Source organism: Streptomyces sp. NPDC002463 (assembly GCF_042889835.1).
Lineage (GTDB): Bacteria > Actinomycetota > Actinomycetes > Streptomycetales > Streptomycetaceae > Streptomyces > Streptomyces nymphaeiformis.
The window spans coordinates 185,421-198,237 of the sequence record NZ_JBIARL010000013.1 but is presented as its reverse complement, the minus strand read 5'-3'; the positions used below and the strand labels follow the sequence as shown (position 1 = coordinate 198,237).

General features: G+C 69.2%; 6 protein-coding genes. 4 read left to right on the top strand and 2 right to left on the bottom strand.

The features are described from left to right. Positions 1 to 360: 360 nt before the first annotated feature. On the top strand, positions 361 to 1,275 hold the full coding sequence (locus ACFYX3_RS26080; RefSeq protein WP_389017869.1) for an FG-GAP repeat domain-containing protein: 915 nt from the start codon (positions 361 to 363) through the stop codon (positions 1,273 to 1,275). 78 nt (positions 1,276 to 1,353) lie between these two features. Here the strand turns inward: ACFYX3_RS26080 and acnA are convergent, their stop codons facing one another. Then, positions 1,354 to 4,074, bottom strand: coding sequence for an aconitate hydratase AcnA (gene acnA / locus ACFYX3_RS26075; protein ID WP_389017866.1), 2,721 nt, complete (start codon positions 4,072 to 4,074; stop codon positions 1,354 to 1,356). Between the two features lie 260 nt (positions 4,075 to 4,334). On the opposite strand from acnA, the gene ACFYX3_RS26070 reads away from it, so the two are divergent. The 3 genes from ACFYX3_RS26070 (at position 4,335) to ACFYX3_RS26060 (ending at position 11,460) form a co-directional block, all read left to right on the top strand. Continuing rightward, positions 4,335 to 4,694, top strand: coding sequence for a VOC family protein (locus tag ACFYX3_RS26070; protein WP_389017863.1), 360 nt, complete (start codon positions 4,335 to 4,337; stop codon positions 4,692 to 4,694). Between the two features lie 48 nt (positions 4,695 to 4,742). After that, on the top strand, positions 4,743 to 6,272 hold the full coding sequence (locus ACFYX3_RS26065) for a UDP-N-acetylglucosamine 1-carboxyvinyltransferase (protein WP_352024253.1): 1,530 nt from the start codon (positions 4,743 to 4,745) through the stop codon (positions 6,270 to 6,272). A gap of 187 nt (positions 6,273 to 6,459) precedes the next feature. Continuing rightward, on the top strand, positions 6,460 to 11,460 hold the full coding sequence (locus ACFYX3_RS26060) for a DUF3320 domain-containing protein (RefSeq protein WP_389017859.1): 5,001 nt from the start codon (positions 6,460 to 6,462) through the stop codon (positions 11,458 to 11,460). A gap of 3 nt (positions 11,461 to 11,463) precedes the next feature. On the opposite strand, the gene ACFYX3_RS26055 is transcribed toward ACFYX3_RS26060, so the two are convergent. After that, complete coding sequence (locus tag ACFYX3_RS26055) at positions 11,464 to 12,522, bottom strand: beta family protein (protein WP_389017856.1); 1,059 nt, start codon at positions 12,520 to 12,522, stop codon at positions 11,464 to 11,466. Between the last annotated feature and the right edge of the window lie 295 nt (positions 12,523 to 12,817).

Genomic DNA, 12,817 nt, shown 5'->3' with positions numbered 1-12,817 from the left:
CCTTCACGGGAGCAAGATCGAAACCAGGTTTCCACGACCATCTTTCCCGAGTTGAGACCTCCGGGATAAGCACGCTGGATCTGCGGCGTTTCGTCCAACCATTCGCCGCACAACACCCTTGACATGACGTCAGTGTCGCGGCATGGGGCCGGGATTCACGTCCCTCGCGTCCGGACACGAGGGAGGGAACCGACGAAAAGGACAAATGATCGAACATCGAAACAGTTGTGTCACAAACCCGTTGCCTGGTGAAGATTCGATGAGAAGGATCCGGGATCATAGAGACCCCGCCCACCCCTTGCCTCCCGCAGGGGGGCGCGTGGCGGGACCTGCCTTATTCCATACGGATCTGGAGTACACGTGGCCAACTCTTCTGGCCTGAACCGCACGGGCGTCCTGTCCCGTGTCACGGTCGCGGCGATAACGGCCGCCCTGGTCGGCACCACGACGGCGGCGGTCGCCGCCGAGGCGCCGCAGCCCGTCTCCTCCGGCATCGCTCGGACCTCGAACGCGAGCGCCTTCGCGGCCACCACCACCGCCGCCGCGGCGCCGGTCAACTACCTCCTCGGCGTCAACAGCGCCGGGACCGTCTGGGCCTACGAGCCGGTCGGTGGCGGCACCATCCAGCGCCTCGCGGACAACTCCGGCACGGGCTGGAACTACCACAGCAAGTTCGCCCAGGCCGACCTGGACGGCGACGGCCACTCCGACGGCTGGTACGCCATCCGCAACGGCCGCCTGAACTTCGTCGACACCGGCGCGCCCCGCGACCTCGGCGGCGGCTGGAACATCTACAACAAGATCGTCTCCGCCTCCAACACGGGCGGCGGCGCGGCCGACGACATCCTCGCGCGCGACACCTCCGGCGTGCTGTGGCACTACCTCGGCTACGGCAACGGCGCGCTGACCACGCGTTACAAGGTCGGCGGTGGCTGGAACGCCTACAACCAGATCGCCGGCAAGGGCGACCTGACCGGCGACGGCCGTCCCGACATCGTCGCCCGTGACGGCTCGGGCGTGCTGTGGCTGTACAAGGGCACCGGCAACTACAAGGCGCCCTTCACCTCCCGCACCCGCATCGGCGCCGGCTGGAACACGTACAACACCCTGGCCTCCTCCGGTGACCTGAACTTCGACGGCAAGGCCGACATCGTCGCCCGCAACAGCGCCGGCGAACTCTGGCTGTACAAGGGCACCGGCAACGCCTCGGCGCCGCTCAGCGCCCGCGTGAAGATCGGCACGTCCGGCTGGAACAGCTTCCGCGAGCTGTTCTGATCGGGCTCCCGCCCAGCGCAAGGGCCCCGCTCCTCTTCCGAGGAGCGGGGCCCTTTCCGTCTACCGGATCCTGTGGTGTCAGCCGCGGATCAGGTTGCGGAGCACGTACTGCATGATGCCGCCGTTGCGGTAGTAGTCCGCCTCACCGGGGGTGTCGATGCGGACGACCGCGTCGAACTCGACGCCCGTGTCGGTGGTGACCTTGACCGTGCTCGGGGTCGTGCCCTCGTTCAGCTCGGTGATGCCGGTGATGGAGAAGGTCTCCTCGCCGGTCAGGCCGAGCGAGTCGGCCGACTGGCCGGCCGGGAACTGGAGCGGGAGGACGCCCATGCCGATGAGGTTCGAGCGGTGGATGCGCTCGTACGACTCGGTGATGACGGCCTTGACGCCGAGGAGCGCGGTGCCCTTGGCGGCCCAGTCGCGGGACGAGCCGGAGCCGTACTCCTTGCCGCCCAGGATGACCAGCGGGGTGCCGGCGGCCTGGTAGTTCTGCGAGGCGTCGTAGATGAACGACACCGGCGCGTCGGCCTGGGTGAAGTCGCGGGTGTAGCCGCCCTCGGTGCCCGGCGCGATCTGGTTGCGCAGGCGGATGTTGGCGAAGGTGCCGCGGATCATGACCTCGTGGTTGCCTCGGCGCGAGCCGTAGGAGTTGAAGTCACGACGCTCCACACCGTGCTCGGTGAGGTACTTGCCGGCCGGGGTGTCGGCCTTGATGGCGCCGGCCGGGGAGATGTGGTCGGTGGTGACCGAGTCGCCGAGCTTCGCGAGCACGCGGGCGCCCGTGATGTCGGTGACCGGGGTGGTCTCCATCGTCATGCCCTCGAAGTACGGGGGCTTCCGGACGTAGGTGGACTCGGCGTCCCACTCGAAGGTGTTGCCGGTCGGGATGGACAGCGCCTGCCACTGGGCGTCGCCCGCGAAGACGTCCTGGTAGGACTTGGAGAACATGTCCTCGCCGATGGCGTTGGCGACGACGTCGTTGACCTCGGCCTCCGACGGCCAGATGTCGGCCAGGTAGACGGGCTTGCCGTCCTGGTCGACGCCGAGGGCGTCCTTGGTGATGTCCACCTTCATGGAGCCCGCGATGGCGTACGCGACGACCAGCGGCGGGGAGGCCAGGTAGTTCATCTTGACGTCGGGGTTGATGCGACCCTCGAAGTTGCGGTTGCCCGAGAGCACCGAGGTCACGGCCAGGTCGTGCTCGTTGACGGCCTTGGAGACCTCCTCCGGCAGCGGGCCGGAGTTGCCGATGCAGGTGGTGCAGCCGTAGCCGACGAGGTTGAAGCCGACCTTGTCGAGGTACGGGGTGAGGCCCGCCTTGTCGAAGTAGTCGGTGACGACCTTCGAGCCCGGGGCGAGGGTGGTCTTGACCCACGGCTTGCGGGTCAGGCCCTTCTCGACGGCCTTCTTCGCGACGAGCGCGGCGGCGACCATCACGTACGGGTTCGACGTGTTGGTGCAGGAGGTGATGGCCGCGACCGTCACCGCACCGTGGTCGAGGGTGTACGTGGTGCCGTCGGGGGCGGTCACCTGGACCGGGTTCGACGGGGCGCCACCGTTCGGGTGGTTGGCCGGGGCGTCGGAGGCCGGGAAGGACTCCAGCTCGGCCTCGTCGGCGGTGTCGACGTAGTTGAGGACGTCGCTCTTGAACTGCTCGGCGGCGTTCGCGAGGACGATGCGGTCCTGCGGGCGCTTCGGGCCGGCGATGGACGGGACGACCGTGGAGAGGTCGAGCTCGAGCTTCTCGGAGAAGTCGGGCTCGGCGGTCGGGTCGAGCCAGAGGCCCTGCTCCTTGGCGTACGCCTCGACGAGCGCGACCTGCTGCGCGGAGCGGCCGGTGAGCTTGAGGTAGTTCAGGGTCTCGCCGTCGATCGGGAAGACCGCGGCGGTGGAGCCGAACTCCGGCGACATGTTGCCGATGGTGGCGCGGTTCGCGAGGGAGGTGGCGGCGACGCCCTCACCGTAGAACTCGACGAACTTGCCGACGACACCGTGCTTGCGCAGCATCTCGGTGATGGTCAGCACCAGGTCGGTGGCGGTGGTGCCGGTGGGGAGCTCGCCGGTCAGCTTGAAGCCGACGACGCGCGGGATGAGCATGGAGACCGGCTGGCCGAGCATGGCGGCCTCGGCCTCGATGCCGCCGACGCCCCAGCCGAGCACACCGAGGCCGTTGACCATGGTGGTGTGCGAGTCGGTGCCGACGAGGGTGTCGGGGTACGCCTGGCCGTTGCGGACCATGACCGTACGGGCCAGGTGCTCGATGTTCACCTGGTGGACGATGCCGGTGCCCGGCGGGACGACCTTGAAGTCGTCGAACGCGGTCTGGCCCCAGCGCAGGAACTGGTAGCGCTCCTTGTTGCGGCCGTACTCCAGCTCCACGTTCTCGGCGAAGGCGGAGTTGGTGCCGAACTTGTCGGCGATGACGGAGTGGTCGATGACCATCTCGGCCGGGGAGAGCGGGTTGATCTTCGCCGGGTCGCCGCCGAGCGCCGCGACGGCCTCGCGCATGGTGGCGAGGTCGACGACACAGGGGACACCGGTGAAGTCCTGCATGATCACGCGCGCCGGCGTGAACTGGATCTCCTGGCTCGGCTGGGCCTGCGAGTCCCAGTTGCCGAGGGCCCGGATGTGGTCGGCGGTGATGTTCGCGCCGTCCTCGGTGCGGAGCAGGTTCTCCAGGAGGACCTTCAGGCTGTAAGGGAGGCGCGCGGAGCCCTCGACCTTGTCCAGCTTGAAGATCTCGTACGACTCGTCGCCCACGCGCAGCGTGCTGCGGGCGTCGAAGCTGTTCGCCGACACGACAGTCTCCTTCATATATGTGCGCGTTCCACCACATCCTGCCGCCACGTACGCGTCGTCGATCCGCTAAGGTAAGGCTAAGTTAGGTATCCCTTACCAGGGTGGCGGCAGCGGTGCGCCTCGGCAGATATCTCGATGTCGAGATAACTCTAGTACATCACCGCCTCCCGGTCATGCCTGGCATGCGGCGAAGCCGCCCAGCCGCCCCATACGGACGCGGCCCGATTGCCGCAGGCGACCCCCCGGCCGACGATCGGATCATGTTCAGCGGCGCGCACGTGATTCTCTACACCCGGGACGCCGAAGCCGACCGGGCCTTCTTCAAGGACGTCGTCGGCTTCGAGCACGTGGACGCCGGGGGCGGCTGGCTCATCTTCAAGCTGCCGCCCGCCGAGATCGCGGTGCACCCCACGACGGACGAGCCCAGGCACGAGGTCTACCTCATGTGCGACGACCTCACCCAAACCCTGACAGACCTGGAGGACCGGGGCGCGGAGATCTCACGGGCCATCACCGAGCAGGCCTGGGGCCTGCTCGCCGCGGTACGACTGCCGAGCGGCACCGAACTCCCGCTCTACCAGCCAAGTCACCCGACTGCGCACGGCGCTTCACCCCCATAGCCCACCCCGATGACAGGTCGCATCTCATATCTGAGATAAGTTGACGCCATGGCAGACGACTACCTCGTACGCATCGGCAAGCTCATCCGTGACGCCCGGCAGCACCGTGGCTGGACGCAGACGCAGCTCGCCGAAGCACTGGCCACGAGCCAGAGCGCCGTCAACCGGATCGAGCGCGGCAACCAGAACATCAGCCTTGAGATGATCGCCCGTATCGGCGAAGCCCTCGACAGCGAGATCGTCTCCCTCGGCTACGCCGGCCCCATGCACCTCCGGGTCGTCGGCCGCCGGCGCCTCTCCGGCGCCATCGACGTCAAGACGAGCAAGAACGCCTGTGTCGCGCTGCTCTGCGCCTCGCTCCTCAACAAGGGCCGCACCGTCCTGCGCCGCGTCGCCCGCATCGAGGAGGTCTTCCGGCTCCTGGAGGTCCTCAACTCCGTCGGCGTCCGCACCCGCTGGATCAACGACGGCGTGGACCTGGAGATCGTCCCGCCGGCCGAGCTCGACATGGAGTCCATCGACTCCGAGGCCGCGATCCGCACCCGCTCGATCATCATGTTCCTCGGCCCGCTGCTGCACCGCATGGACCGCTTCAAGCTGCCGTACGCCGGCGGCTGCGACCTCGGTACGCGCACGATCGAGCCGCACATGATCGCGCTGCGCCGCTTCGGCCTGGAGGTCACGGCCACCGAGGGCATCTACCACGCCCAGGTCGAGCGCTCGGTCTCCCCCGACCGCCCGATCGTCCTGACCGAGCGCGGCGACACCGTGACGGAGAACGCCCTCCTCGCGGCCGCCCGCCACGACGGCGTGACCGTCATCCGCAACGCCTCCTCCAACTACATGGTCCAGGACCTCTGCTTCTTCCTGGAGGCCCTCGGCGTCCGGGTCGACGGCATCGGCACCACCACCCTGACCGTGCACGGCGTGCCGCAGATCGACGTGGACGTCGACTACTCCCCCTCCGAGGACCCGGTCGAGGCGATGAGCCTCCTGGCCGCGGCGGTCGTCACGGAATCGGAACTGACGATCCGCCGGGTCCCGATCGAGTTCATGGAGATCGAGCTCGCGGTCCTGGAGGAGATGGGCCTCGACCACGACCGCTCCGCGGAGTACGCGGCGGACAACGGCCGCACCCGCCTCGTCGACCTCACGGTCCGCCCCTCCAAGCTGGAGGCGCCGATCGACAAGATCCACCCGATGCCGTTCCCGGGCCTGAACATCGACAACGTCCCCTTCTTCGCGGCGATCGCGGCGACGGCCCAGGGCAAGACCCTCATCCACGACTGGGTCTACGACAACCGCGCCATCTACCTCACCGACCTCAACCGCCTCGGCGGCCGCCTCCAGCTCCTGGACCCCCACCGCGTCCTGGTCGAAGGCCCCACCCGCTGGCGCGCCGCCGAGATGATGTGCCCCCCGGCCCTGCGCCCGGCGGTCGTCGTCCTCCTCGCGATGATGGCGGCGGAGGGCACCTCGGTCCTCCGCAACGTGTACGTCATCAACCGCGGCTACGAGGACCTGGCGGAGCGCCTGAACTCGATCGGCGCGCAGATCGAGATCTTCCGGGACATCTGACCTGTCCTGACGTCGTATCGTCACGCCTCTCCCGGCCCGCACACGGTAGTCAGGAGAGGCGTGACACGTGGTGGAGCTGACGGTGTGTCGCAGCTCGCCCACACATCCGACGATGAGATGATATTCAGTTACCTCCGGGGGGCATCGCACCGATGCCCTGCGCGCCGGCTCAGGAGGTACTCACCGCATGCCCGCCCCGTACCACACGCCCTCCGCCCACGACGGCGATCCCGGCCTCGACCGTTTGAAGGCCGTCCTCGAAGAGTGGCGCAAGTCCCTTCTGGACATGGGCGGACGGAACCGGCTGCTGAACTTCAGGCACACCAGGACCGCGACCCTCGAAGTGGTGTCTCCCGGCATCGACACGCTGCTGGCCGGCCTCGGGCAGGGGTGGGCCTTCGCTCCGGTCGCAGAAGGGGCCGAAGAGCCCGAGGATGACGCGGGCACGGGCGGCCCGGTCACCCTCCGCAAGGACACGGACGGCCCCTCTCGCCAGAGCCAGAGCACCGGCCTCGTCACCCAGAAGACCACTCAGGCCGGCCTCAACAGCGCCTTGTACCAGCTGCGCAGCAGAGCCGGCCAGATGTTCAACGACTACGGTCTGTGGGTCCTGTGGCTCGGCATCGGCATGGTCAACTGGTGCGAGGAAGGCGCGCACGAGAGCAGCGCCGCTCCCCTGGTCCTCGTGCCTGTCGAGCTCCGGCGGGAAGAGGGCAGCCGAAGCTATCGGCTGCGGCTCGCCGACAGCCAGGAGCGCCTGCACAACCCGGCCCTCGCCGTGAAGATGGAGCAGGTGGGGGTCGACTGGAGCCCGGTCGGTGACACCGACGTCACGGACCTGCCCGCGGTGCTCTCCGCGGTGCGGAAGGTCACGGCGGGGCTGGACGGCTGGTCGGTCGACGAGCGCATGGTGCTGGGCCTCTTCGCCTCCCACCGGGAGTCGATGTACCAGGACCTCCTGCAGAACGAGGCCCGGATCCTCGCTCATCCGCTGGTACGGGCCGTCGCCCTCGGCCCGGACGCCGGCCTGCCCGACGACGTCGTCGGCTTCGAGCCTCCGGAACTGGACCGCATCGACGAGGTCCAGCTCCCCGAGACGAGCCCGATGGTGATGGACGCCGACGCCTCGCAGCGGCAGTGCATCGCGGCCGTTCTCGACAAGCGCTCCTTCGTCATGAGCGGCCCTCCGGGCACGGGCAAGAGCCAGACGATCACCAATATGATCGCCGCGCTCATGCACGCCGGGCGGAGCGTGCTCTTCGTCAGTGAGAAGGCCGCGGCGCTGGACGTCGTACGGAACCGTCTGCGAGGTGTCGGACTCGGCGACTTCGTCCTGGCTCTGCACAGCGGCGACACGAGCAAGAAGGCCGTGGCCGTCGAGCTCGCCCGCGTCCTGACGACCGAGGCCCGGGTCACCGGTGCCGCGCAGCACGAGCTGGAGCAGGCCCGGCAGTTGCGTACGGACCTGTCCGCACACGCCGCTGCCATGAACGTGTCCCGCGAACCGCTCGGGCTCGGTCTCCAGCAGGTTCTGGGACGCCTGGTCCGGCTGGACCAGGCCGGTGTCCCGCAGCTGCCGTTGTCCGCGCAGAACGACACGGTCGTCCGGACCCTGGGTGCCGGCTCCCTGAGGGAGGCCGTCGACGCTGCACAGTCTGTCGGCCGGGCCTGGCGACCCGCGGCGCAGGGGGCGGCGTTCGCGTGGCGAGGCCTCGTGAACCGCTCGGCGCAGACCGAAGTCTCCGAGGCCTCCGGTGCCCTGGCCGCACTGGGTGCGGCCGTGGATCGACGGCCTTTCGCCGCGGCCCAGGAGGAGCCCGGGTCGGTGCGCGAGCTGAGGCAGACCGTACGGACGCTGCGCGCGGCCCTTCCTGCAGCACCACAGGCCCCCGCCGACGGGCAGCTGCCTGAGGACATCGGCCCTCAGCTGCATCAGCTCGCCGACCTTTTCGGAATGCCTCGGGACGTCGCTCCGGAAGCGGCCTTCGCGCTGTGCGAGTTGGCCGACCTGACGTCGGCCGAGTTCCGGCCGCCCCGTGGGTGGTTCGACGCCCCCGTTCTCGCGCAGGCGCATGCTGCGGCGGCAGAGCTGCGAGAGGCCGTCGCCGCCGAGACCGCGGCGCGGACCACGGCCGAGGACCTCTTCGGTGACCAGGTGCTGCGTGAAGCGGAGCTCCATGCTCTGGCGGACCGCTTCTCCACACAGCACCGAGGCATGCTGTCCCGGTTCTCGGCGCAGTTCAAGGCCGACCGGGCCGCCGCGACCGCGCTCACTGTCAGTGAGACCTGGGACAAGTCGGTCGCTGCCCGGCTCGGCCAGGCCGTCGCCTGGCGGGACGCACACACCGAGGTGGAGCGCCTCGCCGAGCAGCACTCCACGCTCTTGGGCCCCTACGCGCCGCGGACGGATGAAGCGGTCGCCGCTCTCGACGCGGCACTCACCAACGCCGATCGCATCGCCGTACTGACGCGCGGCGCCGATCGGGCCGATCTCGCCGCGCTGCAGCTGGCCCATGACGCGGACCAGGACCGGCTCGCCACCATGCTCGCCGACAACGTCCGCCGTGCACTGAGCGACTGGTGCGCCGTCACCGCGCAGCGCGCGGACCGGTGGGAGGCGGCCGCGGCCGCTCTGCTCGCCCTCTTCGACGCGACGCGCTCCGCCCAGCTCTCGCCGTCCCTGATCGGTTCCTTCGAGCAGGCCCGGGAGGTGATCGACACGCTGGCCGACGACCCGCGCGGGCCGGAGGAGTGGTGGGCCTACCGCGACGGCCTCGCCGTACTCGCCCGGCACCATGCGGACGGCCTCGTCGCGGCGGCGGCCGAGCGGAGCCTCGACCCGCGGCAGCTCCCGGACATCGTCGAGCAGGCCCTGCTGCGGGCATGGGCGGACGGTGTTCTCGCGTCCGATGACCGGCTCCGCATGACGCGGGCCGACGACCTCGACGCCCGCGTCGCCGATTTCCAGGAGGCCGATCGGCGGCTGATCGCCGCGGCCGGCAAGGCCGTCATCGAGGCCTGCAACTCACGTCGCCCCCGCCGCTTCGGCAGTGGTGGCGGCGCGGTGATCACACGCGAGGCGGAGAAGAAGACCCGGCACCTGGCGGTGCGTGAGCTGCTGGACAGGACCCGCGAGGTCGTCCAAGCGGTCAAGCCCTGCTTCATGATGAGCCCGCTCACCGTCAGCCAGATGCTGCCCGCGGATTTCCAGTTCGATGTCGTCATCTTCGACGAGGCTTCCCAGGTCCGGCCCGGGGACGCGATCAACTCCATCTACCGCGGCCGAACGCTCGTCGTGGCGGGGGACGAGAAGCAGCTCCCGCCGACCTCGTTCTTCGATGCCGGCGTCGAAGACGACTCGGACGAGTACGCCGAGGACGTACCCGACTCGTTCGAATCGCTGCTGCACGCCTGCAAGGCCGGGGCCATGCGGGAGCTGCCCCTGCGCTGGCACTACCGCAGCCGCCACGAGAACCTGATCACTTTCAGCAACCGTGAGTTCTACCGGAACTCGATGATCACCTTCCCCGGTGCACAGGAGGAGGGCAACGACGTCGGCGTCGCCTTCTTCCAGGCCGCCGGCGTCTACGACCGCGGAGGCCGGCGCGACAACCAGGCCGAGGCCGCGTTCGTCGCCCAGCGGGTCCTCCACCACTTCGACACGCGCCCCGGTCTCACGCTCGGCGTCGTCGCCCTCTCACAGGCCCAGGCCTCCGCCATCGACCTGGCCGTGCAGCAGGCCCGGCTGGACCGGCCCGATCTGGAGCACTGCTTCACCGAGGACCGGCTCGACGGCTTCTTCATCAAGAACCTGGAGTCGGTCCAGGGTGACGAGCGCGACGTGATGATCATGTCGGTGGGCTACGGCCCCGACGAGTACGGCAAGCTGGGCCTGAACTTCGGGCCGATCAACAAGAAGGGTGGGTGGCGTCGTCTGAACGTCGCCGTCACCCGAGCCCGTCATCGCATGGAGGTCATCGCCTCCTTCCGCGGCGGCAACCTCGCCGACAGCACGAACGAGAGCGTCCGCCACCTGAAGCGGTACCTGGAGTACGCGGAGACCGGCCCGTCGGTGCTCGCCCAGGAGCTGCTCCCGTCGGACGCCGAGCCCGACAGCCCCTTCGAGGAGTCGGTGCTCGAGGTGCTGCGCGGCTGGGGCTACACGGTCCAGCCCCAGGTCGGCGTCGCGGGCTACCGGATCGACATCGGTCTGCGTCACCCCACCCTGCCCGGGGCCTATGCCCTCGGGATCGAGTGCGACGGCGCGATGTACCACTCGTCCAAGGCCGCCCGGGACCGGGACCGGCTGCGCGAGCAGGTCCTGACCGGGCTGGGATGGCGGCTGTACCGGATCTGGGGAACCGACTGGTACCGGGGCCGGGCCGCGGCCGAGCTGCGTCTGCGCGAGGCGGTCGAGCACGCCATCGCCCAAGGGCCACTGATCCGAGAGGCCCCTGTGTCGCTGCCCCGGCAGGCCGGCCCCGTGGACGAGGGCACCGGCAGCCCGGAGCCGGCATACGTGGCCCCGGCGGGTGAGACCGGTACGGCTCGGGTGCCGTCGGCCGCATCGCAGGCCGCCGCTCCCCCGCAACTCGATGTCGAGTACGAGCGCGTACCGGTGGACACGCGGGTCGAGCGGGACTGGAGCGTCCCGTACGAGACCCGGTGGATCAGCGCAGGCTCGGCCCATGAGCTGCACGCTCCGGAGGCCAAGTCCGCCCTGCGCAGGGTGGTGACCGCCATCGTCGAGGCCGAAGGCCCGATCCACGAGGACCTGCTCGTGCAGCGGGCTCGCGAGGCCTGGGGCCTCGCCAAGGCGGGCAGTCGTGTCCGGACCGCCGTCGTACAGGTGGCGCAGGCCCTCGTCCGGTCGAGGACCGTCTCCTCGGACGGTCCGTTCTTCGACGTGGCGCACCGCACGACGCTCAAGGCACGCACACCGGGCGCCGACGAGGTCGCGCGCAAGGTGCTGCACATCGCCCCGGCCGAGCGCCGGCTCGCGCTGTGGGAACTGGCCGCCGAATGCCCCGGCATGTCGGACGAGGAGCTGATGAAGCAGGCCTGCGACTTCTTCGGCTGGCGCCGGATGGGCTCCGACATCCGCGCCACGCTGGTCTCCGACATCGCGCGGCTCCACCAGGATCAGCGCTTGACCGGCTCTCCCGGTCGCATCACGGTGGTGCGCTGACGTTCAGCGCTGAAGCAGTGTGTGGGCAACGTAGGCCAAGTGCTGAGCGTTGCCCACCGTCAGCCATGTGGCGAACGCGCCGGTGTTCCCGCTTCCGCGGGCGAGGTCACGGAGCCAGGCATCGCCTGCTCCGGCCGTGGGTCCGCGGAAGTCGGGCAGATCGACGATCCTGCCTGCCGACGCCCGATTGAACGCGATCTTCTCGCTCTTCTCTCTGCCCCTGTGCAGAACCTTCGACATGACGAACATCTGCTCGGTCGTATAACGAAGGAAGCCCCAATCCGGGCCCCCGTTCCGGTCGGGCGGTCGTGGCACCTGAGCGATCGCGTCCGTGTGCTGAGTCCCGTAGTCGCCGTACCTCAGCACGGGTACGTACGCCCGCCGGCTCTGCATTATTTCGCGCCACAACGCCCAGTCACCTCGCGGTTCTTCGCACAGGCCCTGTTCCAGCATCTCCGCTGTGACCCGAGGAAACCCGCCGCTCAGCACACAGACGTCCCGCCAGGGAGCCAGAGGGAAGAGCGCGTCGAGGGCCCGCACGGCCTCCTTGCTGGCGTCGGGCCGGTCTGCACGCACTCCCCCCATGTCCAGGAGCAGATCCACGCCGACTTCGGGTTCGGCCCGTTCCAGCAGCGAGCGCACGCCTTCTGCGGCCCCCGCGTCCCACTCCCCCGTGACGCGGACACGGACCCCGATCCCGCACCCACCGCGAACCGCCGCCGCGAAGGCCACACCCTGCTGAAGGGGGGACCGGTCCGGTCCGGTCACCGGCTGGAGCCTCCCGTACACGCAGTACTCGTCCAGAAGGTCGGCGAGCACCTCTGCCTGCACCTCGTCCGCGAAGGGCGCATCGATCCACGCGGCACCACGGCGCTGGACTTGGCTCACCGAGCGCAGGTCCTTTCGAAGCACTGCGGCAAGGGCCGGAGCGGCGGTTCCTGGCCTCGGCGGCAGGTTCCACAGGGGCGCGATGTGCCGCTGGTCGGCTGCCGGCAGCCAGCCGTAGGCCTCCACCGCATACGGTCGAGCCTGGAGCACGGGCACGTACAACAGCTCGGACACGACGGATTCCCCCTCGGCTCTGCCGACTCCGGTGACGTGTAAGCCAGGGTCCGTATGACCGGCAGAGCGCGAAACCACGCCGATTCAGCCTCTCTGGCCGAAACTACCGCGAGCGGGATGAAACGATCTTCTGTTTCCCTGTCCAGCAACTACCGCATATGCCGGGAACGCCTCCAGCCGTCAGTGCCCGCCATTAGGATTTCTCACGGATGTGCCCTGGTCGGGACGGCCTCAATGCCCCGGAGCCCTGGGCCATCCACCAGTCGGTACGGAAACAAGACGGGCGGGGACAGCG